The sequence below is a fragment of the Acinetobacter sp. ANC_7635 genome, from assembly GCF_056779945.1.
Window position 1 is genome coordinate 21656 of sequence record NZ_JBWYIS010000011.1, and the last position, 25444, is coordinate 47099.

Annotated in this window: 25 protein-coding genes; 2 read left to right on the top strand and 23 right to left on the bottom strand. The window is 37.9% G+C overall.

Features of this window, described 5'->3' with window-relative positions; genetic code table 11:
• Positions 1-9: 9 nt before the first annotated feature.
• From galU to tviB, 23 genes are all read right to left on the bottom strand, one after another.
• Positions 10-885 carry a UTP--glucose-1-phosphate uridylyltransferase GalU gene (galU, locus tag AC1M89_RS11655; RefSeq protein WP_481596445.1) on the bottom strand — a complete coding sequence of 292 codons (876 nt, stop codon included), beginning with the start codon at positions 883-885 and terminating at the stop codon, positions 10-12.
• A 29-nt stretch (positions 886-914) separates the two neighbouring features.
• Complete coding sequence (locus tag AC1M89_RS11660; RefSeq protein WP_481596446.1) at positions 915-1532, bottom strand: sugar transferase; 618 nt, start codon at positions 1530-1532, stop codon at positions 915-917.
• A gap of 54 nt (positions 1533-1586) precedes the next feature.
• Positions 1587-2366 carry a glycosyltransferase family 2 protein gene (locus tag AC1M89_RS11665; protein WP_481596447.1) on the bottom strand — a complete coding sequence of 260 codons (780 nt, stop codon included), beginning with the start codon at positions 2364-2366 and terminating at the stop codon, positions 1587-1589.
• Positions 2367-2368: 2 nt separating this feature from the next.
• Positions 2369-3457 (bottom strand): glycosyltransferase, encoded by a 1089-nt coding sequence (locus tag AC1M89_RS11670; RefSeq protein ID WP_481596448.1) that lies wholly within the window; start codon positions 3455-3457, stop codon positions 2369-2371.
• Positions 3450-4634: a hypothetical protein gene (locus AC1M89_RS11675; RefSeq protein WP_481596449.1), complete on the bottom strand. Its 1185-nt coding sequence runs from the start codon at positions 4632-4634 to the stop codon at positions 3450-3452. Before AC1M89_RS11675 ends, AC1M89_RS11670 begins: the two co-directional genes overlap by 8 nt.
• Positions 4627-5490: a glycosyltransferase family 2 protein gene (locus AC1M89_RS11680; protein WP_481596450.1), complete on the bottom strand. Its 864-nt coding sequence runs from the start codon at positions 5488-5490 to the stop codon at positions 4627-4629. The genes AC1M89_RS11675 and AC1M89_RS11680 overlap by 8 nt, the downstream gene beginning before the upstream one ends.
• A gap of 24 nt (positions 5491-5514) precedes the next feature.
• Positions 5515-6654 (bottom strand): polysaccharide pyruvyl transferase family protein, encoded by a 1140-nt coding sequence (locus AC1M89_RS11685; RefSeq protein WP_481596451.1) that lies wholly within the window; start codon positions 6652-6654, stop codon positions 5515-5517.
• Positions 6654-7730 carry a nitroreductase family protein gene (locus AC1M89_RS11690; RefSeq protein WP_481596452.1) on the bottom strand — a complete coding sequence of 359 codons (1077 nt, stop codon included), beginning with the start codon at positions 7728-7730 and terminating at the stop codon, positions 6654-6656. Before AC1M89_RS11690 ends, AC1M89_RS11685 begins: the two co-directional genes overlap by 1 nt.
• The gene (locus AC1M89_RS11695) at positions 7727-9199 is read right to left on the bottom strand and encodes a lipopolysaccharide biosynthesis protein (RefSeq protein WP_481596453.1); all 1473 of its coding nucleotides are present in this window, start codon (positions 9197-9199) and stop codon (positions 7727-7729) included. Before AC1M89_RS11695 ends, AC1M89_RS11690 begins: the two co-directional genes overlap by 4 nt.
• Positions 9200-9204: 5 nt before the next feature.
• Complete coding sequence (locus tag AC1M89_RS11700) at positions 9205-10374, bottom strand: nucleotide sugar dehydrogenase (RefSeq protein ID WP_481596454.1); 1170 nt, start codon at positions 10372-10374, stop codon at positions 9205-9207.
• 220 nt (positions 10375-10594) lie between these two features.
• On the bottom strand, positions 10595-12448 hold the full coding sequence (locus AC1M89_RS11705; protein WP_481596455.1) for a polysaccharide biosynthesis protein: 1854 nt from the start codon (positions 12446-12448) through the stop codon (positions 10595-10597).
• A 50-nt stretch (positions 12449-12498) separates the two neighbouring features.
• A complete protein-coding gene (locus tag AC1M89_RS11710; RefSeq protein ID WP_481596456.1) occupies positions 12499-13674 on the bottom strand; it encodes a DegT/DnrJ/EryC1/StrS family aminotransferase in 1176 nt (391 codons plus the stop codon).
• A complete protein-coding gene (locus AC1M89_RS11715) occupies positions 13655-14353 on the bottom strand; it encodes an acetyltransferase (protein WP_481596457.1) in 699 nt (232 codons plus the stop codon). Before AC1M89_RS11715 ends, AC1M89_RS11710 begins: the two co-directional genes overlap by 20 nt.
• Positions 14353-14955, bottom strand: coding sequence for a sugar transferase (locus AC1M89_RS11720; RefSeq protein ID WP_481596458.1), 603 nt, complete (start codon positions 14953-14955; stop codon positions 14353-14355). The genes AC1M89_RS11715 and AC1M89_RS11720 overlap by 1 nt, the downstream gene beginning before the upstream one ends.
• 16 nt (positions 14956-14971) lie before the next feature.
• Positions 14972-15514 (bottom strand): serine O-acetyltransferase, encoded by a 543-nt coding sequence (locus AC1M89_RS11725; RefSeq protein WP_104498391.1) that lies wholly within the window; start codon positions 15512-15514, stop codon positions 14972-14974.
• Complete coding sequence (locus AC1M89_RS11730) at positions 15508-16674, bottom strand: glycosyltransferase family 4 protein (protein WP_481614246.1); 1167 nt, start codon at positions 16672-16674, stop codon at positions 15508-15510. Before AC1M89_RS11730 ends, AC1M89_RS11725 begins: the two co-directional genes overlap by 7 nt.
• Positions 16671-17765: a glycosyltransferase gene (locus tag AC1M89_RS11735; protein WP_481614247.1), complete on the bottom strand. Its 1095-nt coding sequence runs from the start codon at positions 17763-17765 to the stop codon at positions 16671-16673. Before AC1M89_RS11735 ends, AC1M89_RS11730 begins: the two co-directional genes overlap by 4 nt.
• The gene (locus AC1M89_RS11740; RefSeq protein WP_481596461.1) at positions 17762-18880 is read right to left on the bottom strand and encodes a glycosyltransferase; all 1119 of its coding nucleotides are present in this window, start codon (positions 18878-18880) and stop codon (positions 17762-17764) included. Before AC1M89_RS11740 ends, AC1M89_RS11735 begins: the two co-directional genes overlap by 4 nt.
• A 33-nt stretch (positions 18881-18913) precedes the next feature.
• Positions 18914-19462, bottom strand: coding sequence for an acyltransferase (locus AC1M89_RS11745; protein WP_481596462.1), 549 nt, complete (start codon positions 19460-19462; stop codon positions 18914-18916).
• Between the two features lie 103 nt (positions 19463-19565).
• The gene (locus tag AC1M89_RS11750; RefSeq protein ID WP_481596463.1) at positions 19566-20159 is read right to left on the bottom strand and encodes an acyltransferase; all 594 of its coding nucleotides are present in this window, start codon (positions 20157-20159) and stop codon (positions 19566-19568) included.
• Positions 20159-21331 carry a lipopolysaccharide biosynthesis protein gene (locus AC1M89_RS11755; protein ID WP_481596464.1) on the bottom strand — a complete coding sequence of 391 codons (1173 nt, stop codon included), beginning with the start codon at positions 21329-21331 and terminating at the stop codon, positions 20159-20161. Before AC1M89_RS11755 ends, AC1M89_RS11750 begins: the two co-directional genes overlap by 1 nt.
• Before the next feature lie 10 nt (positions 21332-21341).
• Positions 21342-22364: an NAD-dependent epimerase/dehydratase family protein gene (locus AC1M89_RS11760; RefSeq protein WP_481596465.1), complete on the bottom strand. Its 1023-nt coding sequence runs from the start codon at positions 22362-22364 to the stop codon at positions 21342-21344.
• 15 nt (positions 22365-22379) lie between these two features.
• Complete coding sequence (gene tviB / locus AC1M89_RS11765; RefSeq protein WP_481596466.1) at positions 22380-23657, bottom strand: Vi polysaccharide biosynthesis UDP-N-acetylglucosamine C-6 dehydrogenase TviB; 1278 nt, start codon at positions 23655-23657, stop codon at positions 22380-22382.
• 240 nt (positions 23658-23897) lie between these two features.
• Here tviB and AC1M89_RS11770 point away from each other — a divergent pair, with 240 nt between their 5' ends.
• The gene (locus AC1M89_RS11770) at positions 23898-25001 is read left to right on the top strand and encodes a polysaccharide biosynthesis/export family protein (protein WP_481590662.1); all 1104 of its coding nucleotides are present in this window, start codon (positions 23898-23900) and stop codon (positions 24999-25001) included.
• The gene (locus AC1M89_RS11775) at positions 25001-25429 is read left to right on the top strand and encodes a low molecular weight protein-tyrosine-phosphatase (RefSeq protein WP_481596467.1); all 429 of its coding nucleotides are present in this window, start codon (positions 25001-25003) and stop codon (positions 25427-25429) included. The genes AC1M89_RS11770 and AC1M89_RS11775 overlap by 1 nt, the downstream gene beginning before the upstream one ends.
• The last annotated feature ends 15 nt before the right edge of the window (positions 25430-25444 follow it).

Here is a 25444-nt window from a genome sequence, read left to right on the forward strand (position 1 = left end):
GTCTCTTTTTTATAATTTTAGATCTTTAATCAGCGCTTTAAATTCCTCACCTAATTTTGGATGATCTACTCCATAATGCAGCACAGCTTTTAAATAACCTAACTTGCTACCACAGTCAAAAGTTTGACCTTTCATACGATAGGCTTCAACTGTATCGGTTTGTTGTAACATCCCGATAGCATCAGTTAATTGGATTTCATTGCCCGCACCTTTTGGTGTTTGCTCAAGCAATTGCATGATTTTTGCAGGCAAAATATAACGACCCACCACAGACAAATTTGATGGTGCAGTACCAATCGCTGGTTTTTCTACAATACCTTGCATTTGGATGCTTTGACCTTCCGCAGGTGTAGATGCAACATCGACAATCCCATATTGATCGACCATATGATCAGGCACAGCTTCAACCATAATTTGAGATGTTTTGGTTTCATCAAAGCGTTGAATCATCAAACTTAAATCATTCGTTTCTGATGAATCTTTCACAAGTACATCAGGTAAAAGTACAGCAAAATCATCTTCACCCACGACAGCTTTTGCACAAAGTACTGCATGCCCTAAACCCAAAGGTTGTGGCTGACGTACACTAATCACACTGACATGAGATGGTAAGATTTGAGTAATTTCTTTAAGTAAATCATATTTTTTCTTAGATTCTAAAGTAGTTTCTAACTCAAAATTACGATCAAAATAATTTTCAATAGATGCTTTGGAAGAATGCGTCACTAAAATAATTTGTTCAATCCCAGCCGCTACCGCTTCTTTCACCACATATTCAATTGCAGGACGGTCAACGACAGTGACCATTTCTTTAGGAATAGACTTACTCGCAGGTAAAAAACGGGTACCTAAGCCTGCCACTGGGAGAATTGCTTTTTTGATCATGATAACTTTCACTGAGATGATGTAATAAATTAAGGATTTTTTGAGTTAGCTTCTTGAGAAGATCCTGAAAAACGTTCTGCACCTACTGTTTGATCAGGCGCATTAATACCCTCTTTATTGAGCATAACCTTTACAGTCTTTAACATAATTTTAAAATCTAGCAAAATGCTCTGCTGCTCCACATATTGTACATCTAGCGCAAATTTTTCTTCCCAAGATAAATTATTACGCCCGCTGACTTGTGCTAAACCTGTCATACCTGGTTTAACCTCATGTCGGCGCATTTGTTCAGGTGTATAATGATCTAAGAATTCTTTCATTTGTGGTCGTGGACCTACAATACTCATATCACCATTCAATACATTAATAAGTTGCGGCATTTCATCTAAACTAGTAGCACGTAATTTTTGACCAAATGGTGTAATGCGTTTTTCATCAGGTAAAGGATTTCCATTCTTGTCAAAAGCATCTTTCATTGAACGAAATTTAATCATTTTAAATATTTTGGCATCTTTACCTGGTCTTTCTTGAAGAAAGAAAATCGGAGAACCTAAATTCTGACGAACCTTGTAAGCAACGATTAAAAAGATAGGAGATAGAATAATTAATGCTATTAAAGCGATCACAATATCGACTAAACGTTTCATTTTATGTATCTCCCTTATTTAATCCTTAATCTAAAAATCAAATTACCTTATTCACTAAATATTAAGTAATTTAGCAATATTTTTAAATTTAGATCTTATAATACCTCTTAAAGCATAATGACTAAAATAATAAATGCTAGATATAAGATTTAATTTTTCAATTTCACGATAAAGCTTCCAGTTAAATTGTGCTGCTTTCCACTTGTTTGCAGAAATAGAATCTGATCGTACTGTATAACTTGCAAGGTCTTCAGGTAAACAGTACGCATAATCTACCTGCTTTAAAATTTTTAACCATAGAGCAAAATCTTGGCGTTTCCGTATTAGAGGAAAGTAAACTTTGCCTATTTTTTTTGTATCATACATTGCTGTTAAGCAACCAATAACACAAGTTTTCAAAAGATTATAATAATTAACTTTTATGGGAAAGCTTAGATCGCCAATTTTTTTTCCATTCTCATCTACCTGATGATAATGGGTAAATGTAAAATTATAATCATTTTTAAGCATAAAGTTAATTTGTTTTTCTAATTTTTCAGGGTGCCATGTATCATCACTATCTAAAAATGCAATAAAACGGCCATTTGCAGCTTCAATACCTATATTACGTGCTACGGCAGCACCAGAATTTTCTTCTAGTTTTATTAATTTTATCCGCGGATCTATCTGAACAAAATTATTAATAATCAAACAAGAATCATCAGTTGAACAATCATCAACAATAATTAGTTCCCAATTTTTATAGGATTGTTTAGTAATAGATTGAATAGTATTAAAAATATACTTTGATGAATTATAGGATGGAGTAATAATAGACACTAAAAATTGATTCATTATTAATCTCCTTTATAGATCATAAGCAACTGCTCAGATGAATTAATAACATTGAAATTTGTTTGTTGTAAAATTTTGTTATATTTCGGTCGATCATTCAATAAAACAGGTTGTGTAGCAATAATAGCATCAACCCAAGTCTGAACATTTAGGTCTAAATAAACTATTAAATCTGTTACATTTGTTTCTTGAGGGATATTAATAGATGCAAAACATTTGACACCTAAGGCTTGAGCTTCAATTAAACCGATACCTAAACCTTCAAATAAAGAAGGAAATAAAAAATAATCAAAAATATTTAATAATTTTTCAACGTCATTTCTTTGTCCTAAAAAGAGTACTTTTCCTTCTAGGCCATAGTCTTTCACTTTTGTTTCAATATTATGCCGAAGCTCTCCATCTCCAACAAGAATAAGATAATATCTGTCGTTCAATAAACATAATTTTCGAAATACTTCAACAATAAAGACATGATTCTTAATTGAAATAAATGCTCCCACATGACCTATGATAATTTTATCATTCAGATTTAAATTTGATTTAAAATCCATTCTTTCCTGCTCTGAAAACCTATATTTTTCCAAATCTATTCCATTTAATAAGATATCGAAACTATCTTGCCTTTTGAATTTAGCCAATCCAGCATTTTGACTGCAAGCTAATCTATTTGTAGAAAAAAAAATTAACAAATTATTTACAAACTTATTTAGCAATGAATTAAAATATTTTCGAGAAAACTTATCACTATGACTATGTAAAACCCTATTTTTAATTTTAAAAATTCTTGCAAAAATTAAATCAAACAAGCCAATATTAGGATTATGTACATGCACTACGTCTATATTTTTACAATTTTTTTTATAGAACATGTATAAGAAAATCATATAAGATAAAAAATTTCTAAAATTTGGCAATATAACAACTTCCCCACCATTCCTTTCTATTTCTGCAACAATATCTTTGTTTAAATTATCTTTCATTACCATATAAACAAAACAAACTTCTTTACCGAGTGGCTTATTGAAATTAAAAACCATGTTAAACACTCCACCTTGAAGTGTCCCACCTAATGCATGAACTACTTTAATCACGATATTTACTCTTTTTAAAAAACAACAAAAATAGAATTATAAAATAATAAATATTTGCAACACCCTTAAAGTTCAATACAAAAAAAAGTAGAATAAAAATCAAACATATTAATTTATTATTCTTAAAAATCCCTGATGATAAAATAAAATAAATATTGCTTAAAATATAAAAAAATAAACCCAGCATCCCAACTGAAAATATTATACGCATGAAACCAACATCAGTTCCCATATAATAGCTTCCAGTTCCTGTAATAGACCTATAATAAACATCCCCGAATATCCATGTTTTCAAATTATTTGGATATATCTCAAACATAGATTTTAAAGTGTCTAATGAGCGAGCAGCTTGAGAATTTTCTGGGTCATAAAAAATAGAAAAACCAAAATCCTTCAATACTAAAAATTTTTCATTATTAACCATATAACTATATAATGGGAATATTAATATTAACATCAATATTAAAAATGATGATGATTTAAAGACCAATTTCAGATCTTTTATAAAGAAGATACTACTCAAAAGTATACCAACAATTGTTGTTCGAGATGAAAACATCCCAAAAACAGCAACACCCAAATATAATAAAATATTTAAATAGCGATAATTTTTATTTCTGGAAATTTGAAATGCCAATAAAACTAATGTTAAACAGTTGAGCACACCAGAACCAAAGAAAGCTTTACCAACCCCAATCATCCTAGCATCATTAAAGTTTTCTAATCTAGACCACTCTAAATTATCAATAACAAATACAGAAAATATTAGATTAAAAAAAACAGGATTAATAAAAGCAATAAAAGATATAACTAATTGAAAAAATACAACTCCACCTACAAAGCTTATCATTGTATCAGTATTTATTTTACTAAAACCTACATATAAGCAGTAACTAGATAATAGATAAATTAAATTTAAAACAAAAATTTCTTTTATATAACTAAAATCCCAATACCCATTAACTATACAACTAATAGCCCATGACAATGGTATAAATGCTAAAATTAATAAATTCTTTGCATAAAAAAGGTTAATTTTATTCTTCTTTATTAAATCAATTAATAAAAAAGCCCCCCCCATGAAACCAATAACAAGAATTAAATTTTTTGGGAAAAAACCTACTTCTAGATTAAAAAGATAGATAAATAAATAAATAAATAAATAAATATTAATCACTTTTTTTTCCAATCAATGCTTTTGTAAGCATTTTAAAAAATAATGATAAATTACCTAAACTTTTAAAGTTTATAAATTTAAGAAAATATACAGATAATGATAAATCAAGTTCACAATAATTGGTCATATGAGTCTTTAAATGTTTTTTCTGTACATTATTAAGAGAATGCTTATGTACGAAATACTCAAAAGAACGTAATACTCTGTCTCCCTTTTTATTTGAGATTCTTTCATGAGGATGACTCATGTCCACAACATATAAATCTTTTTTAATTCTTTTTCCTGGACCTAAACTCAAAATACGGTACCAAAACTCTAAGTCCTGCCACACTTGCATTTGAGGATCAAAACCACCTAACTTTCTCATATATTCAGTTTTGGTGAAAATTTGATTACCAATATAATTTGCCTTGAGTAAATGTTCAGAATTTACAATATTTTTCATTGCAAATCGCTTATTTGATCTCATGCTATCTTTTTTTAAAATATTAAAGCTGAATAAACAAGAATATTGATTATCCCAATTTTTTACAAAGAGCTCTATTCTATCTTTTAAAAAATAATCATCATCATCTAATCCTGTAATAAATTCCCCATTTGCAATGTCAATTGCAATATTTCGACTTACACACGCACCACTATTTTTTTCTTTCAAGGAATATCTAACACGTTCATCATCTCTAGAAATTTGCTCTAAATACTCATGGGTACCATCAGTCGAACAATCATCTACAATGATGATTTCTAAATTTTGATATGTTTGATTTTGCACAGACTTAATAGCTCTTTGTAAAAGCTCAATACGATTATAAGTTGGTATATAGACTGTAACTAGTGGTTCAATATTAGCTTTCATTTCAATGTTTTGACCTAGACTATATTAATAAAAGTTATCTATTTGCTTAAAAACTAATTCCCACATTTGATTCACTTCAGTCTTAATTCTGTTTGCAGCACTATTGATGTCTCTTGATTTATCCTCTCTATATTTATTTTGAGATAACTTCTCTATCAGAAACTCTAATTTATCTATATCCTTAAGATCATCAATTAATCCTTCGCTATTATCAAAATCTTTAAATAATTCAGGATACTTATGGGACCAACCTGCACCAATACAAGGCACGCCTTGTGATAGTGAGCTCACTAAAGCATGAAATCTCGAACCAATAACAAATTTTGATTGCCCTAAAATCCACTTCAAAACTCGCGGATCTTGGTCTTGAATAATAGCGACATTTTCATATTTACTACCTAATAATTTTATTACTTCAATATCTTCATAACCATCATGTAATATAAAAACTGGTGTTATATTATTTAAATTTATCAAATCAATTGATTTTTTCAAAAAATCAATATACTCATTTTTATCTACTATTTTATCCAACATCCTTACATTAGGAACTATTGCCACAAAATTTTCTGGTAACTTAATATCAGGCTTAGCTATAGGTTTAACATTTATGGTGAAATCTGGGCATTGTTTAAGCTTATCTGTGTTATGAATTAACTCTTTAGTCAATTCATACGATCTATTATCGCGCGCGAACACTAAGGAAGCACGTTCAAATAGTTTTAGTGCCCATTTATTGACAGCTGGTTTCTCGTACGTACCTAATGCCTGTGGCAATAAGATTAATTTTTGGTGTAGTCTACTTTCACTATTCATCTTATTTGTAAGTTTTCTTGCCGCCCAATCACTCCATTGATCTGAAAATGCAAAGCCTGAAGCATCCAATACAATATCAATTTTTTTAGGTCCAATCGTATTACCACTTAAAATGGACATAATATATGAAATAATTGTCTTTTGTTTCTTAGACTCTAATACTGTAGTAGTTAAAAAACCATAACGCTTAATATCGGCTAGGCTACCAAAAGTTGATGCAACTGCAATTTTTGCTTCAGGATACTTCGATCGAACTTTTTCAGAAATTGCGATAGCCATTAACTCTGCGCCACGGTTATGGACTCCTGTACCATGAATTTCAAAAATCGGAGCTTTGACTTGTTTCATTACTTTTCACCTAAATTATTATATGTACGAATTTGATTTAATGGTTTTTTTGTGGAATTGGCTACCATACCATCTGGATCTGGATGACCAAAAGCAATCAGCATGACAGGACGCTCATCTGTAGCTAGATTCAATAAATTTGCCATTTTAGATTCTAGTTTAGGAACATCTGGCCAGTTTAGACAGCATGATCCTATTCCTTGCACTTCTAATGCATTTATAAATGACATAATTGCCAACGAACCATCAATATAAATTAAATGACGGTCACGCTCATGAGAATAATTACGTAATTTCCCAACTACTACTGCAATGCAAGGTATTTGCTTACCAAAGCCTGCTGTTCCCATTGGAAGTTTGGCTAATTCTGATACCAGTTGCTTATCATCAAATATACGGAACTCATAAGGTTGTCGATTACATGCAGTTGGTGAATAAGCGGCAACGTCAATAGCTTTATCTATGATTTCACGAGATACTGGCTTATCCTCAAACCAACGTACTGAACGGCGGTATTTGGCTAAAGTTAATAATTGATCGTAGCTAATATCTGGTTTGGTCGTCGTTGAGCGTAAATAAGGAATTTTTGAACATTCGTTATCATCTTGTGGCACAGATAATGATGCTTGGGCAACGGGTTCACGCAGAGGATCAACCACAGGATGACTTGGAGTGATTGCCATATATTCCTGCAACACATCCCGTGCCCATGCTAATTCACGAGCCTCAACCACATTAGATGCAACAGCTCGTATATATGCATCTACCGTTTCTTCTATATAGTTCAAACCAAATGGGACACGTCGCGGACGCATCAATAATCCTTTTTCAAGCCTGTGTGTATTACGGCGTAGTAAACTAGTATTAAAAATTGGATTTTTGAGCGATTGAGCATAAATTTTTTTGCCACTCAATACCGCACGATGCTCCCAGCCAAATCGCCATTGAAATGCATAATACAAATTGGACAAAAAGATACTATTTGCTGCAACATTTGTAGCAATATCATCAAGCTTTTCTAATATTGCTTTAATGATTTTTTTGAGAGATTGGAACAATTTTTTAGGTAGACTCATTTGACTATCGTCCCTATTATTTTCAAATATTGCCGTAAAATATTTCTGCCTTTTGGCAAAACTAAAACTGCTATAATAAATAAAATCAGATACATAAAACCACTAACAAGCAGATGTATTAACGGCTTGCTAATCTCTGCCATCCATTGCAATTGAACAAAATACATCATAATTGCAGATGCAAGCGAGGCAATCGCGGGAACAGCAATAGATGAAAAAAAGTCACGCGGCTTGATCGGAGTATCTTTAAAAAAGAAATACAGTGATGGATAAATTAATAAGTAATTAGCAATAGCATAAGCTGCTGCGACACCCTCAGCACTCCAACGCACACCAACAACAAAAGCAATGCTCACTATAATGGCATTGACCACACCCCATAGTACATATAATCGTGATTTCCCTAGGCTTAGAAGAACTAGACCGCGTAATGTACCAACAGGCTGTATAAAGCCACTGATTCCCAACAATACAAAAATAGGAATCAGTTTCTCCCAACCTTTGCCCATAGCAACAGCTACAACATTTGTAGCATTCACGACTAAAAATGCCATTAATGGCATAGATAAGAATGCCAACAAAGTTGCTATTTTTTGGTAGTATGCTTTAAAAGCGATAGGATCGTGCTGTAATTTACTAAGTACGGGATATGCCACAGAATTAATTGGCTGTTTAAGACTTGCTATTGGCAACATCATCATTTGGTAAGCGCGGCTATAAAACCCCAAGGTCACAGCCCCCCAGACCTTGCCAATGAGGATATTATCCAAGTTCCGATGAAAATAATTTACTAATTCAAAAATAGTAACATTCGCACCAAAGCCAACGAGCTCACGCATTCCTGCTGTTTTTTTAGGACGACTGGGGCGAAATTTAGAGCCAAGAAAATACATCACAGTAGTAATTATTGCCCCAATGACCGTACCCCAAGCCAATGCCCAAAAGCCGTAGCCATAGAAAGCCATGACAATTGATACCACTAAAGTAGCTACTGCCCCTGCAATGTCAGCGATGACTTTAGGCCTAAATCGCATTTCTCGTTGCATTAAAGCTGAATGCTGTGCCCCCGCACTGGAAATCAAAAAAGTGCTGGACAACACCATAAGTACAGCCTGCAATTCTGGGCGTTCATAGAACCAGCTGATCAATGGAGCGCATAACATCGTTAATACTGTTAATAGCGCACCAATAGCTATATTTAACCAAAATAATGCGTTGGTTTGATCATAGGTTAAATCACCTTTTTGAATAGATGCAGTTGATAATCCCATATCACGAAACAATTGCATAAATGAGGTGATCGCCACCACCATGGCGATCAGACCAAAATCATCTGGCGATAGCAAACGAGAAAGAATGATGATAGAAGCAAGTTGCAGCACAATTTTAATCAATTGCGCCATCATCGTTAAGGCACCACTCTTAACCGCTTTCTTTCCTAAGTCTGACTTAGAAATTTTTTCCGCCATAGAAATCAGTCTGCACCAAACAAATCACGAGTAAAGACTTTTTCAAGAACATCTTCTAGATCAGTAACCATACGGTTTGTGACAATGATATCTGCTTGCTGTTTAAATTCAGATAGATCATTGACAACTTGGGAATGAAAGAATGTACTTTCTTTTAAGTTTGGCTCATAAACAATAACCTGAATGCCTTTTGCTTTTAATCGCTTCATTACACCCTGAATCGCGGACTGTCTAAAATTATCGCTTCCAGCTTTCATCACCAACCGATAAATACCCACAGTTTTAGGCTGTCTAGTTATAATTTGTTCAGCAATAAAGTCCTTGCGTGTTGTATTTGACTGAATAATTGCAGAGATTAAACTTTGCGGCACATCTTGATAATTCGCCAACAACTGCTTGGTATCTTTAGGCAAGCAATAACCACCATAACCGAACGACGGATTATTATAATGCGTGCCAATACGAGGATCTAATCCAACTGCCTGAATAATATCTTTGGCATTTAAATTCCGAAGTGCGCAATAGCTATCTAATTCATTAAAATAAGCCACACGCATAGCCAAATATGTATTTGAAAATAGTTTAACAGCTTCAGCTTCTGTCGCATCCATAAGCAGAACAGCAACATCATCTTTCAGACAAGCTGACTGAAATAATTGACCTATTTTAGTACCAATTTCCGACTTATCACCAACCACAATGCGTGAAGGGTATAAGTTGTCAAATAAAGCTTTACCTTCACGTAAAAATTCAGGAGAGAATACAATTTTTAAATTTGGAAATAAGTTCTGCATTTTTGCAGTAAAACCAACAGGAATCGTCGATTTGATTATTACAATTGCATTACTATTAATTTCATTTAGATCATTTAAAACTTGTTCAATTGAACTTGTATCAAAATAATTGGTTTTTTCATCGTAATTGGTTGGTGTCGCAATAATAATATATTCAGCACCTAAATAAGCTTCAGCCTTATCCAATGTCACATTAAAGTGAATTTCTTTTTTTAATAGATATTGCTCAATTATTTCATCCTGAATAGGTGACTCTAATTTTCTCAATAATCTAACGCGGTTTTCATCTATATCCAGTGCCGTTACCTGATGCTTTACTGCAAAAAGCATCGCATTTGAAAGACCAACATAGCCAGTACCTACAACTGTTATTTTAGACATCTATTGTCACCGCTCTTATTCCAAAATAGATACACAATTAGAAATCAATCCATGTATAACTATTTATATAATGCTTTATACTGAAAATTAGTAAAATACCAATAATCATCAAAGAATGATTATTAAGTTTAGAGTTTAACGGACAAGATTATACATATTTTTTTATTAAAAATTCTAAGTTAATTTATATAAATATACAATTTAATATAAAAGTCACAATTTATTTCCTCTTATTTATGTATCCATCTACATGTTTTTCAAGAATACTACCAATATTATCAAAACTTTCAGCCATATATTCCAACTCAAAATTCTGATAAATATTACGCATTTCATTTATTCCATAAAACTTCTCAAAAGACTTTAAAATTCTTTCATGTCCAGTCTTTTCTACATTTTCAGCATCAATCAACAATTCTTCATAGAGTTTTTCACCCGGACGTAAACCTGTAAACTGAATCTCAATATCCCCTACCCCATTTTCATCGATAGGACGGAAACCACTTAAACGAATCATTTGTCGAGCTAGGTCAACAATCTTTACTGATTCACCCATATCTAATAAAAATATATCTCCGCCCATCCCCATTGCACCTGCTTGAATCACGAGCTGTGCAGCTTCAGGAATGGTCATAAAGTAGCGAGTGACCTCAGGATGAGTCACCGTCACAGGACCACCTTGTGCAATTTGCTTCTTAAACAGTGGTACAACTGAACCCGATGAACCCAACACATTACCAAAACGAACAATACTGATTTGTGTCTTTGGATTGGTCGATGCTAAACCTTGGCAATACAACTCCGCCATACGTTTTGAAGCACCCATCACATTGGTTGGACGTACCGCTTTATCCGTTGAAATCAGCACAAAAGTTTCTACACCTTGTGCCACTGCAGCCTCAACACTGCGCTGCGTGCCAATCGAAGTGTTATAAATTCCTTCAAATGGATTGGCTTCAACCAAAGGTACATGTTTATAAGCAGCTGCGTGGTAAACTGTTTGAATGCTATATTCCTTCAAAATACGCTCTAATTTTGCTTGATTAGTCACAGAACCTAGAACTGGAATGATTTGAATACCTGAAGTCTGTAATTCACGATCAATCGTATATAACGCAAACTCAGACATTTCAAAGAGCACGAGCATTTTAGGCTGATGCTTGACAATCTGACGACACAGCTCAGAACCGATCGACCCCCCCGCCCCAGTCACCATCACGACTTTATCTTTAATATTTTTTTCTAATAGCTCAGGCTTCGGTGGTACAGGATCACGACCGAGTAAATCAATAATATCCACTTCACGGATATCAGACACTTTGACATTACCATCAACAAGTTGTGTTACACCCGGCAATTCCATGATTTTGACGTCGGTGGATTCAAAGGATTCAATAATTTCCTTCTTACGCGCACGCCCAACTGATGGCATGGCCAGTAACACTTCTTCAATGCCAAATTTTCCGAGTTTTTTCTGTGCCTTTTTGGGTGAATAAATCTTTAAACCACTTAAAGACTGCCCTTTCAGTGATTTTTTATCATCAATAAAACACACTGGCAGATAGTCATCTGAACGGTTTAGGGCGGCCGCGATTTGTTGTCCTGCCAATCCTGCTCCATAAATTGCCACGCGTTTACGAGTCTGCTTTTTGGCAAAGGTTTTAAGCGTCGCATAACGAATCACCGCACGACTCCACCACATGTATGAAAACAGCATAAAGCCGTACATGAGTGGAATACTCATCGGAATAAAAGCAACATCTAATTTTTTAATAGCATACAACGCCACAATTTGAATAAATGTCCCAATTGAAATGCGCAGTAAATAATCTTCGTTAAATGACCGTACAATGGCACGGTAAATCCCGAGCAAAGCGAAAATCAGTACACCTGCAATCGCAACGTAAATATACCAAGCCTCAAGCCCTTGCATCACGGTGACATTTGGACGTGCTAAACGAATAGCATAAGCAAGCCACATCATCAGTGGCAACATGCACATGTCCATGGTCACCAAAACCACTTGTTTTTGGCGACGCGGTAAAGATGCAATGGAACGAATAAAATCTTTCATTGAAGCTCAGTTATCTTGGCTGAAAAAGCACGCTGTGATTATACGCTGTTTTAGGCGTGAATCTTGGCAATCACGCTTTGAATCGCATCTACCGTTTTTTGCAGACTTTGCTCAGACAAAGTTGGATGCACCAAGAACATCAGACTGTTTTCACCTAAAGCTTTTGCATTGGCTAAACGTGTTTCTGGACGCCACGGCGTTCCATCAAAGGCTTTTTCTAAATACACCTCTGAACATGAACCACTAAAACATGGCACAGCTTGCGCGCTGATTTCCGCCATAATGCGATCACGTGACCAGCCTTCAGGCAAAGCATCGATATTGACTTGGACGTAGCATTTATAACTTGCATGCACATAATCTGACGATGGTTTAGCGACTGTGAAATAAGGACTATGTTCAAATGCCGCTTGGATGCGTGCCATATGGGCATTACGTTTTTCTGTCCATGCCGGCATTTGTTGCAGTTGCAAACGACCAATCACCGCTTGCATTTCCATCATGCGCCAGTTGGTGCCAAAGGAGTCGTGCAACCAACGGAAACCCGGTGGATGTTGTTTGTTATACACGCTATCAAAATTTTTGCCGTGGTCTTTGTACGACCACATTGTTTTCCAAAGATGTTCATCATGGGTGGTGACCATACCACCTTCACCGCCAGTGGTCATAATCTTGTCTTGGCAAAACGACCACGCGCCAATATGACCGATTGAACCTGCGGATTTGCCTTTATACATCGCACCATGCGCTTGGGCACAGTCTTCAATCACGAAGATGCCTTTTTCCTCAGCGAGTTGCATGATCGGATCCATATCACACATCCAACCTGCCAAATGCACACAAATGATAGCTTTCGTGTTTGGGGTAATCACTGCTTCAATAGTACGACGTGAGATGTTTTGTGAATCGAGTTCCACATCAGCAAAAATCGGATTAGCACCTGCAGTGACAATCGAGCTTGCAGAAGCCAAGAAGGTACGTGAAGTGACAATCACATCATCCCCTGCACCGATGCCGAGTGCTTTTAGGGCTAAATCCAGTGCCACTGTACCATTGGCTACCGCAACGGCATGTTGGGTTCCGACAAACTGTGCAAATTCCTTTTCAAATTCACGGCATTCCTGCCCTGTCCAATAATTCACTTTATTGGACAAAAGAACCTTAGACACCGCATCGGCTTCTGCTTGGGTAAAGCTTGGCCAAGGCTCAAATGCACTGTTTAACATGGAATTTTCCTAAAACGTAGTACTGTGAAGTGGTGACAATCCGCGCAGGATTACCTACCACTGTTGCGCCCGCAGGGACACTTTTGGTGACTACGGCCCCCATACCGACAGTCGCACCTTTACCAATCACCAAAGGCTGATCGGGGGTACCCTGCTTAATCATGGCACCTGCGCCGATATAGGCATGGTCATGAATATGAATATTGCCGTTGCATTTTACGCCTGGCGCAAAGGTAACGAAATCCCCAATCACACAATCATGCTCCACATAGCTATATAAATTGGCATGGAAGCATTTGCCGATTTTAATATTGGAGGTAATGGTGACAAACGGGCTTAAGGCTGAACCTTCCGCGATTTGCACTTCATCCATGAAAATGACGTTATCGGCAGAGATTGACCAAAGCCCAATGCCATTAGCTTCTAAACGTTGGGCGATTTTTTCACGTACCCGACTATTGGCAATCGCGATTTGTACGTATTTTGTCGATGCTGATTCATTTAAAAAAGCTTGATAGTTCATGGCACGATGACCATTCACGACACCAATCTCTGTCAAAGCATCATCAATAAAGACAATTTCAGATTGATCTTGTTCACGCGCCAATTGCTGCCGAGCGACAGGCATTAAACTACGCCCACAACCTGAAGCGCCATAAATTGCATAGAGTGCTGTCATTATTTTTGTTCCGGTGTGCCGGTAAATTTCGTCATGGTCGCTTCTCCTTCGGCACTGATATCATCCTTGGCAATGACTTTTTTCACGGTTTTCAGCATGATTTTGAAATCGAGCCACAGTGACTGATGTTCAACATACCATGTATCGAGTTCGAATTTTTTTTCCCATGAAATCGCATTACGACCATTCACTTGCGCATAACCGGTGATGCCTGGACGCACGTTATGACGTTTGGCTTGTTCTTCATTATATAAAGGTAAATATTCCATGAGTAAGGGACGTGGACCCACGATACTCATGTCGCCTTTAATCACGTTCCACAGTTCAGGCATTTCATCGAGACTGGTTGCACGCAGCATTTTACCAAATGGGGTAAGACGCTCACTGTCGGGTAATGGATTGCCCTCCGTATCCAGTGCATCTTTCATGGTGCGGAACTTAATCATCTCGAACGGTTTACCATGTAAACCCGGACGCACCTGACGAAATAACACTGGTGAACCTAAATTCTTTTTCACCTTACGTGCCACAATAAAATACACCGGTGACAGCAGAATTAAAGCCGTGGAAGCAATGGTGATATCAATAATACGTTTTAACATTGAATTCCTCTGCCCCTTAGTCAAGATCTGTCCAACGTCTATTTACAGATTGACCTGCATTATTCATGTGAATCACTTTGGCATAATTTCCTACAGCCGTAGCATTTTCAGGAATATCTTTCGTCACCACACTACCCGCGCCAATCGTTGAATTATCACCAATCGTAATTGATTCCACGATACAAACATGAGGTCCAATATAAACATTATTACCAATTTTGGCTGCTCGACGACCACCATTGGCACCAATCGTTGTGAATTGAGATAAATTGACGTTATGCCCAAGCTCTGCAGTGGGATTAATAACTAAAGGTCCACCATGTCCAATATATAAGCCATAGCCAATTTTAGTCGTGGTATGAATATCGATCCCATATTGCTTTCTTTTATAATAATAAATGGGATAAGCAAGTTTTGCTAAAAACGTTTTTGAACTGGCAATACGTAACCAAAATGAAAAATTAAAGCCGCGATTAAATAGGTAGTTTTTAATAAACAATTTAAAACTGACTTTTCCCGTATAACGATATAAATCGCTTTTGATGTATTTAATCAACATGCGCCAGACTCTAAATTGATATCGATGATTCCCATTGCAGCAAGCATATGTTTATTCACCTGATGCACATCATATTTATTGACAGCAATTTCACGTGAACGTTGTCCCATAAACTCAATGAGTTTTGGATCTTCAATAAAATATTGCATGCTCTGCACCAAATCATCGACTGACTTTACCCCGACCAAATAACCGTTGATACCATGCGCTACCGTTTCACGGCAACCTGGGGCATCGGTGGTAATGATCGCTCGACCCATCGCCATCGCCTCCAAAACCGTACGTGGCGTACCTTCACGATACGATGGCAACACATAGACAGAGCTTTCCCCAATCGCAGGACGTACATCGCTGAGTTTACCCCAATATTTTAAGCGTCCATCGGCAATCCATTCATCGAGTTCAGTTTGCAAAATGGCTGAGGGATTATCATCAATCCAACCGACCAAATGAAACTCTGCTTCGGGATATTGCGCTTTGATGATGCGTGCCGATTCCGCATATTCACGTACACCTTTATCACCGAGCAGGCGTGCAATCAGCAAGAAAGATGCTTTGACCTGTCCTTGTGCATTTTTCGGTAAGGGCATCACATCAAAATCTTGTACATTCACCCCTGACCCATTCACCACCACATTCGGCTTGTTGGCATCGAGCAACTGCATGTCTTGAAACAGCTTTAAATCATCCGGATTTTGGAAAAAGACTTTATCGCTATGTTTTAAAGCTTGGGCATACAAACCATGCACCATTTTTTGGAAAAGACTGCGCTTGCCTGATTCGACATTTTGAAAGGCATAGCCCAAACCCGTAATGAGTGCAAAACGATGCGGTACTTTTGCCAACCATGATGCGAGCGTGCCGTAGATGACCGGTTTAATAGTATAAGACAACACATAATCCGGCTGAATTTGACGGATTTGTTGATACAAGTTTTTTAATAGTTTGAGATCAGCAAGCGGATTCGTACCCGTACGTTGCATTGGAATTTCATGCAAGTAATACCTCAAAGCCTGTAATTTTTGCTGTTCTTCCGGAAAGTTGGCAAACTCAGGTGCCATGATATGAATCTCATAGCCTTGGGCAGAAAGCGCTTCCAATAATTTGCCACGAAAATTCAGCACCGACGGCAAAAAACTACTGATCATTAAAAATTTCATGCCTGTTGGCTCCACACCTGCATATATTGACGGCTGACGGTCGCAATACTGAAATTCTGTTCAACACGTTCACGGGTTGCTTGTTTTAAAGCTTGTTTTTCTACTTCAGTTTTTTGTGCATATTGTAAAATCGCCTCTGCCAACGCTTGGGCATTACGTGGCGGAACAATACTGCCTAAATCCTGTACAATGTATTTAGCATCGCCGACATCTGTACTGATACACGGCAAACCTGATGCCATCGCTTCGACCAACACATTCGGGAAACCTTCAGTAATTGAGGTCATCAGGAATGCATCAATCGATTGATAAAAGGCAGGCATATCGGAGATTTGATCAAGCAGATGAACCTTTTTAGCATCTAACTGATATTGTTCAAATAAAGCTTTAACGTCAGGATTCTCTAAACTTGCCCCACCACCCGCAATTTTAAAGATGATGTTTTCATCTTTTAGCAAGCCCATAGTTTCAAACAAATACGGATAACCTTTGGCATGTCGATAATTACCAGCAAACCCAATCACCGTTGGCTGATTGAGCTGTAAATTCGGCTGAAATTTATCAAGAAATACGCCATTTGCAATCACATGCTGTTGAGCATTTTTAAAACCAAAACCAGTATGTTGCTGTTTCGATGAATGTGCACAGTAAATAATGGCACTTGGCTGTTTCGATAAAATTTGACTTAAACCGAGTGCAATTTTGGTGCTGATCGATTCATCTTTCGGTGATGCAAGCGAGTGATGAATACCCCACACGACATTCGGTTTGTGGGCTAAACCGATGACACTTAAACTCGTCAACGCATTGGCATGGTACATCCAACATTGTACGGTTTTAGGTTGTAGTTGTTTGAGTAGTCCACGCAGTTTTTTGATGATTCCAAGTGTATTTATGCCATTCCAACTGAGCGCATAATATGAATGGCAACGATCAAGGGTGCTTTGATACACCTCCGATGTTTTCATCAAAGCAATAATGACATGCTGATAATGATCTTCCGTATATTGAATCAAGCGTGCCAACATCATTTCAGCACCACCCACCCCTGCAAAGTTGGTAATCACATGCACCATTAAAGGTTTACTCATGATGCAGACTCCATCATGTGCATATACTGTTTCAGCACGGTTTGTTTATGGAACTGCTGAATATGCGTGCCAAAATCGGCATCTGAGTAATGTACATAGTCGGCAAAAATCGCTTTTTGCATCGCTTGGGTTAGACCTGTTTGATCATTACATTCGACCAATAAGCCAAACTTGGCGTGGTCTAAAATTTCCATCGGACCACTTGGACAATCCGTACTGACCACTTTGACTTTGGATGCCAAGGCTTGAATCAAAACGCCCGGCAAACCTTCCCAATTTGAACTCAAAACAAACAACGATGAATATTTAAAATAAGCATAGGGATTGGCATCAAAACCGGGTAAATCTACGACATCATTTAAGCCTAACTCAGCCACCAAGGCTTCAAACTCGCCACGTAGCCCACCTTCACCTAAAATAATCAGACGTGTATCGGCATGCTGATCATGTAAAGCTTTAAAGGAACGAATCAGGAAGCCAAAGTTCTTAGCTTCAGTCAAACGCCCAACGGCCAGAATGACTTGATTACTGTTATTAAAAAAATGATGTGTCACAGGTGCTTTGAGCTTTTCGAAATAAGCATCATCTAAAACAGGATTATAAATGGTGTTGATGTTATTTTTCTTATAGCTGTAATATTCACGAAAATCAGTTTCGACACCTTTAGAGACACAGACCACTTGCTGTGCCATCGGATACGTCCAATTCACCAAGGTTTTCAGTACAAATTTGGCGATGCCTTGCAACTTTATATTTTTTGACGGCGTCGACACTTCACGAAAGATCAACCGTGTCTTGACGCCTCCTAACTTCTTGGCAATGCCGGCGACAATATTGGTATGGGTTTGGGTGGCCACTAAGCAATCGTAATGCTCGGTTTTCATTTTGATTTTTAATGCAGTGATGCTATTTATCACCCGACCACAATTGAAATTCACCAATTCAATTTTAGGGCTCACTTCAGGCAACAGCTTCCCTTTTTCACCATTTAGATCACACACACCCAAATGGATCCTCAGCCCTTGTTCAGCAAAACTATTGGCGAGTTGAATGACTGTACGTTCTGCACCGCCACCACCTAAGCTTGGCAAAAAGAACATGACTTTATTCAACATAATATGACCTAAATAACATGAAATGGGAACGTATTAATCTGAGAGTTTTGAGGCTTGAATCACCATGGCACGTTCAACACGTGCGCGGTAATCAATAATGCCAACGAGTTCACTGTCACTGGCACAAGTGCTTTGAATTCTGGCTTGATAATCAGCAAAGCTCGACACCACTTTGGCCGGCACGCCAATGGCGACGCTATTGTCAGGAATATCTTTGGTCACCACCGAACCTGCGCCAATCACCACATTGGAGCCAATGCTCACGCCCGGCATAATAATACTATTCACGCCAATAAACACGTGTGAGCCGACCTGAATCGGAGCAAAACGTTGATAGCGTTTACCTTGAGCATCTTTGACCAAACAGGTACTGCCATCATGGGTAATAAACTTCACGCCTGAAGTGACCGTGACATGATCACCGATGGAGACTAAAAACGGTTCTGAGCCCCAATTTTTAATATAAATTCGGCAGTTTTCACCCACTTTGACCCCTTTTTTACGTGCATATGCCACACTGCCTTTGGCCATAAAATAAGCCAAATCAAACAGCTGTCGAAAAGCAGAAACAATGAATGCCATATACATGACCTATGTCAGGTTTCACAAGAGGGAAAAATCTCTGAATATTTTACGCTGAAAATGCACTTGAAGATATGCGTGTCAAAGACACATGAAGCTTGCCTTAAAGCGCTTTGATTTTCTTGACGGGGCTACCGACATAAACCCCAGCATCATCCAATGGTTTAGACACTAAACTACAGGCACCAATGACGCTGTTGCTTGGAATGGTGACACCATCTAAAACGGTCACGCGCGCGCCTAGCCAAATATTTTCACCAAGGCTGACACCGAGTTTGGTAATCGCATCTTTGACCAAAAGATCAGGCTCACCAAATTTATGATTACTGGCAATTATAATACTTTGCGTGCCAATACGGGTGTTATCGCCAATGGTCACACCGCCACAGCCATTGATATAGGACTTAGAATTGATGCTGACATCTTTGCCAATCATGACTTTGCCACCAAAGCATTTGATATAGCAGTTTTCACCAATAAAGCTATTGTCGGCAATCTCAAGCACTGCACCATTTTCAACAATGAGACTGACATGATCGCCAATATAAACATTGTTGCCGATCTTCACTGTTCCACTGATATCAACCGTACAGCCCTTGCCGAAATAGCGAAACTTCGTGCCAAACGCCACGTTATAAAATTGCTGACGACATTGTGCAGTGAACCAATTCATCAGTTTTAAGAATTTAAAAAACATCAGTTTTTGCTTCTCCACACCACATATAAAATGGCAAAGTTATAGATAATCAGTGCCACAGGCACCGCTAACAGCATATAAATTTTATCGTCAAATAAAACATATAAGCCTACAAATAATGCGAACTTGATAATCAGTTCAACGATTTGCAGTTTAAATAAAACTTGGCTGTTGCGCTTAGCAATTAAAAAAGCCGAGCTAGGTGGATTACAGAAAATCGCCCAATAGCCCAAGGCTAAAATTTGGAAATAGCTTGAGATCCCGACCCATGCACTGCCAAAAACCCATAAATATAGAGATTCAGGCAAGATAAAGAAAATGGCAAATAAAGGTAGTGAAACCAGACTGAGCAGTACACTCGCCTTTAAAGCACTTTGATTGGATTCTGTGGTTTTAAATTTGCGAATAAAGAACTGACGCAAGGTTTGCGAAATCAGATTGATCGGCACACGTAAAGTCCGCTCGACAATGGCATAAAAACCCATCGCCTGCACACCGACAAAATGCGACAACACATAGTAGGGTAAATTATGCGAGAAACTATTCAGCAAGGCATGTGGGGTATTGCTATAAATGAAATCTTTGTAATGTTTAAATGCCTGCCAACTGACTTGATACAGTTGATACTTCAGCAAATAAACCAACACCGCCACAATCATGAGAATCGAGCTGATGTTATAACTGTTCACCAAACTGATTTGCATGACAAGCGGTAAAGACAGTTGCACCGCCACCACAATCGCACTGCGGAAAATATTTAAACCTGCACAGAAATATTCTTTGTGTGCGGAAAATTGATAGTTATACATACTTTGAATCAGGGTATTGGCAAGCACACCAGTCGCGACAGCCCCGGCCATTTCAACATTTAAAATAAAACTAATGACAATGCCACTGATAATGGCAATGACCGTTGAGAACACCGCCCCTTCAAAAATCAGGCTTTTTTTATCCTGTTCCTCAGCGACCAATAAAGCTTGATCCAGACGTAAATTCGCCACCGTGGATAAAACACTAACAATCGCTAAAGCAATGCCGTATGCACCAAAGTCCGCAACAGAATATAGGCGCGTTAAAAGAGGAAGTGCGATAAATGTCATTATCGCACCTGCCAATAAACTTAAGGTGATCAGCCCAATCGACTGATACTTTGCGAATAGTTTCGCAATCATCTGCTCAAGATCATTTTAAGTTATTGACGTACCAACGCATCGCCAGTTGAATGCCTTCGGCAATTTTAAATTCAGGTGCATAGCCCAAATATTGCTGAATTTTGGCAATACTCGCTTGTGAATGACGGACATCACCAGCACGGAAATCACGGTACACCGGATCACGTTCAAAATGCACATCATTTTCCGCAAGTGCTAATTGAATCGCACGGTACAAGTCATTGAGCGTAGTACGATCACCCACAGCCACGTTATAGACCTGATTTTTCGCCTCATCGGATGCAGTTGCTGCCAAAATATTGGCTTGTACTGTATTGTCGATAAAACAGAAATCACGACTGGTTTCACCATCGCCATTGATGAAGACATCTTCACCATCAATCATCGATGCCGTCCATTTTGGAATCACTGCCGCATAAGCACCGTTTGGATCTTGGCGTTTACCAAACACGTTGAAGTAACGTAAACCAATGGCTTTAAAGCCGTAGCTCCGAGCAAATACATCGGCATACAGCTCATTCACATATTTAGTCACCGCATAAGGTGACAATGGATTGCCAATATTTTCTTCGACTTTTGGCAATGCAGGATGATCGCCATAGGTTGAGCTACTTGCCGCATAAGTAAAGCTTGCAACAGCGGCATCACGTGCCGCAGTCAGCATATTGAGGAAACCACTGATATTGGTTTCATTGGTGGTGATCGGGTCTGCAATTGAACGTGGTACTGAACCCAGAGCCGCTTGATGCAAAACATAATCCACACCGGCACAGGCTTTTTGACAATCGGCAAATTGACGGATGTCACCTTCAATAAAGCTGAATTTCGCCCACTGCTCTGTGGTCACAGATGCTTGCACTTCATCTAAATTATACTGATGACCTGTAGCAAAGTTATCTAAACCCACCACAGTTTGATCAAGCTTGAGTAAAGTTTCTAAAAGGTTTGAGCCGATAAAACCTGCAACGCCTGTCACCAGCCATGTTTTTGGCTGTACTTTCAGTTGCTCACATACCTGTTGATATTGATTCATGAAAAATATGTCCTCTTACAAACGCAAATCAGATTCGGCTTGAGATAACACATATTTCAAGTCATACAATACATGTTCAGATTTACCCAAAGCACGGATAGCATCTGCACCCATCGCTTTAAACTGATCATGTGCCACCGCTAAAATCACGGCATCATATTTGCCATTTTCTAAAGTCGAAATTGGCTGAATGCCATATTCATGCTTAGCTTCTTGAGCATCAATCCATGGGTCATAGACATCGGCATCAATATGATATTCTTTGAGTTCATTCACGATATCAATGATGCGGGTATTGCGAATATCGGGGCAGTTTTCTTTAAAGCTGAGACCCAAAATCAGGACTTTGGCATCTTCCACCTGAATGCGTTTTTTTAGCATGGCTTTCACAAGCTGAGTCACCACATACGCACCCATGCCATCATTGAGACGACGACCTGCCAAAATAATTTCAGGATGATAGCCAATCGCTTGGGCTTTATGGGTTAAATAGTACGGATCCACACCGATACAGTGACCACCCACTAGACCCGGACGGAAAGGTAAGAAATTCCATTTCGTGCCAGCCGCTTGCAGCACCGCTTCGGTATCAATGCCCATTTTATTAAAGATCACTGCAAGCTCATTGATCAGCGCGATGTTCACGTCACGTTGGGTGTTTTCAATCACTTTAGCTGCTTCAGCGACTTTGATACTCGCTGCTTTATGGGTACCAGCTTCAATAATCAAGTTATAAACTTCATCGACAAATTCAGCGACTTCTGGCGTTGAACCTGAAGTGATTTTTAAAATATTGGTGACACGGTGCAATTTATCACCTGGGTTAATACGCTCAGGACTATAACCTGCAAAGAAGTCTTGGTTAAATTTAAGACCTGATGCTTTTTCTAGTTCAGGAATACAGATTTCTTCTGTCGCACCTGGGTATACCGTAGATTCATAGACCACCACATCGCCTTTTTTCAGAACTTGCCCAATACTTTGCGATGCTTTAACAAGTGGGATAAGATCTGGCTGTTTATATTCATCAATTGGTGTGGGCACTGTGACAATATATAAATTACAGTCTTTTAGATCTTCTAAATTCGCACTATAAATCAACTGCGTAGACTGCGCTAACTCTTCTGATGAAACCTCTAATGTATAGTCATGCCCCTTACGCAACTCATCAATGCGTTTTTGATGGATATCAAAGCCCACGACAGGAACTTTTTTACCAAACTCAACAGCGAGCGGTAAACCGACGTAACCCAATCCGATAATGGCAATTTTTAGATTATAGAGATCATACATCTCTGAAGCCTTATATATGCTCTAAAATGGATATTCTACATCATTAATAGTTTGATAAAAATTACTCTTATTAAACTCCTTTAAGTCAGAGAAGTTATACTTTCTGCATTTAAAACATAAAGATAGCTTGGGTAAGATATATTTATTGTTTTAATTGGTATAAAATGTCGCTTAACTTTATATAGTTAAGTTAAGATTAATTTTTGAATAATCATAAATGTATACAATATAGGAATACGAGTGAGTCACTATCGTTATAGTTTGCTGTTGGCATTAAGTTTAAGCTTTACAGGATGTGCTGTTACCTCAGGTCTTCAAACCTATGACTTACCTGAAGAAGGTGTTTTTCAGACGGATTTGGGCACTCAAGTCAATGTCATCAAACTCACTCAAGAGTCCCTTTTTGCTGTTCAACCTGCACAAGTCAATGTTCACCAAGATTTGGGACATTTGTTTCTACAAAATCAAAAACAATATCTACTCAGTGCTGGTGACGTATTATCCATTTATCTATGGGCATATCCAGAAATTACACCGCCCACCAATACCATTAATAATGAAGAAGCCATTAAATCCAATGGCTATCAAATCGACTCTCGTGGGTATATTCAATTTCCGATTATTGGACGTTATAAAGCGGCTGGCAAAAGTTTAGATCAAGTGAATCAAGAACTTCGTCAGTTACTTGCCCGTTATTTAAAAACACCTGATGTCATCGCTCGAGTTTTGTCTTACCAAGGTCAACGTTATTCAGTACAGGGCAATGTCATGAAAGGTGGTCAATATACACTAAATGATCAACCCACCAGTATCTATACGGCGCTTGGCTTAGCTGGTGGCGTCAACACACAATTTGGTGCGAATACATCGATTAGCCTCGTTCGAAATGGTCAAACTTATAATTTAAATTCGATTGAACTTGAGAAAGCAGGGTTTTCGCTACACAATCTTTTGGTGCAAGCTAACGATACGATTTATGTCAACTCTCGCGAAAACCAAAAAATCTATGTCATGGGTGAGTCAGGTAAAAACCAGTCCCTGCCGATGCGTGATCAAGGCATGACTTTGAGTGATGTGATTGGGGAGAGCTTAGGCCTGAATCCATTGTCAGCAAGCAGCAGTAAAATTTACGTCGTTAGAAGTCAAAGTGACTCACCTATGACTGAAATCTTTCATATGGATCTGTCTAGCATTGCTAATTTTGGTCTCGCTAATCAGTTTAAAATGCAAAGTAATGATATTGTTTATGTCGATGCAACGGGTCTAACGCGCTGGCAACGTGTGGTCAACCAGGTTATTCCTTTCTCCAATGCTTTATATAATTTAGATCGTTTGGGGAATTGATGAATTTTCAAAATATTTTAGTGGTATGTATTGGAAATATCTGTCGAAGCCCCATGGCAGAATATTTCCTAAAAGATGTGTACCCTGATCGAAACATACACTCTGCTGGGATTTCTGGTCTAGTTGGTCATCCTGCAGATGATAAAGCATTACAATGTATGCAAAATTTCGGTATAAATATGCAAGATCATGTGGCGCGCAAACTGAATGCTGAATTGGTCAAAAATGCGGATTTGATTCTTGTCATGAGCCAGAACCAACAGAAGCATATCGAACAAACATGGCCATACGCAAAAGGAAAAACCTTTCGCTTGGGGCACTGGCGTGAAAAAAATATTGCGGATCCTTACCAACACGATCAAGCATTCTTTAATGACACCTGTCAGTTGATTCAGGATTGTATCGCTGATTGGAAAAAACACCTTTAATATTTTGAATAAAGA

Bases quoted from the DNA above. Each gene is read 5' to 3' on its own strand.
- galU (WP_481596445.1), bottom strand. From the start codon at position 885: ATGATCAAAAAAGCAATTCTCCCAGTGGCAGGCTTAGGTACCCGTTTT.
- AC1M89_RS11660 (WP_481596446.1), bottom strand. From the start codon at position 1,532: ATGAAACGTTTAGTCGATATTGTGATCGCTTTAATAGCATTAATTATT.
- AC1M89_RS11665 (WP_481596447.1), bottom strand. From the start codon at position 2,366: ATGAATCAATTTTTAGTGTCTATTATTACTCCATCCTATAATTCATCA.
- AC1M89_RS11680 (WP_481596450.1), bottom strand. From the start codon at position 5,490: ATGAAAGCTAATATTGAACCACTAGTTACAGTCTATATACCAACTTAT.
- AC1M89_RS11685 (WP_481596451.1), bottom strand. From the start codon at position 6,654: ATGAAACAAGTCAAAGCTCCGATTTTTGAAATTCATGGTACAGGAGTC.
- AC1M89_RS11690 (WP_481596452.1), bottom strand. From the start codon at position 7,730: ATGAGTCTACCTAAAAAATTGTTCCAATCTCTCAAAAAAATCATTAAA.
- AC1M89_RS11695 (WP_481596453.1), bottom strand. From the start codon at position 9,199: ATGGCGGAAAAAATTTCTAAGTCAGACTTAGGAAAGAAAGCGGTTAAG.
- AC1M89_RS11700 (WP_481596454.1), bottom strand. From the start codon at position 10,374: ATGTCTAAAATAACAGTTGTAGGTACTGGCTATGTTGGTCTTTCAAAT.
- AC1M89_RS11705 (WP_481596455.1), bottom strand. From the start codon at position 12,448: ATGAAAGATTTTATTCGTTCCATTGCATCTTTACCGCGTCGCCAAAAA.
- AC1M89_RS11710 (WP_481596456.1), bottom strand. From the start codon at position 13,674: ATGTTAAACAGTGCATTTGAGCCTTGGCCAAGCTTTACCCAAGCAGAA.
- AC1M89_RS11715 (WP_481596457.1), bottom strand. From the start codon at position 14,353: ATGACAGCACTCTATGCAATTTATGGCGCTTCAGGTTGTGGGCGTAGT.
- AC1M89_RS11720 (WP_481596458.1), bottom strand. From the start codon at position 14,955: ATGTTAAAACGTATTATTGATATCACCATTGCTTCCACGGCTTTAATT.
- AC1M89_RS11725 (WP_104498391.1), bottom strand. From the start codon at position 15,514: ATGTTGATTAAATACATCAAAAGCGATTTATATCGTTATACGGGAAAA.
- AC1M89_RS11730 (WP_481614246.1), bottom strand. From the start codon at position 16,674: ATGAAATTTTTAATGATCAGTAGTTTTTTGCCGTCGGTGCTGAATTTT.
- AC1M89_RS11735 (WP_481614247.1), bottom strand. From the start codon at position 17,765: ATGAGTAAACCTTTAATGGTGCATGTGATTACCAACTTTGCAGGGGTG.
- AC1M89_RS11740 (WP_481596461.1), bottom strand. From the start codon at position 18,880: ATGTTGAATAAAGTCATGTTCTTTTTGCCAAGCTTAGGTGGTGGCGGT.
- AC1M89_RS11745 (WP_481596462.1), bottom strand. From the start codon at position 19,462: ATGGCATTCATTGTTTCTGCTTTTCGACAGCTGTTTGATTTGGCTTAT.
- AC1M89_RS11750 (WP_481596463.1), bottom strand. From the start codon at position 20,159: ATGTTTTTTAAATTCTTAAAACTGATGAATTGGTTCACTGCACAATGT.
- AC1M89_RS11755 (WP_481596464.1), bottom strand. From the start codon at position 21,331: ATGATTGCGAAACTATTCGCAAAGTATCAGTCGATTGGGCTGATCACC.
- AC1M89_RS11760 (WP_481596465.1), bottom strand. From the start codon at position 22,364: ATGAATCAATATCAACAGGTATGTGAGCAACTGAAAGTACAGCCAAAA.
- tviB (WP_481596466.1), bottom strand. From the start codon at position 23,657: ATGTATGATCTCTATAATCTAAAAATTGCCATTATCGGATTGGGTTAC.
- AC1M89_RS11775 (WP_481596467.1), top strand. From the start codon at position 25,001: ATGAATTTTCAAAATATTTTAGTGGTATGTATTGGAAATATCTGTCGA.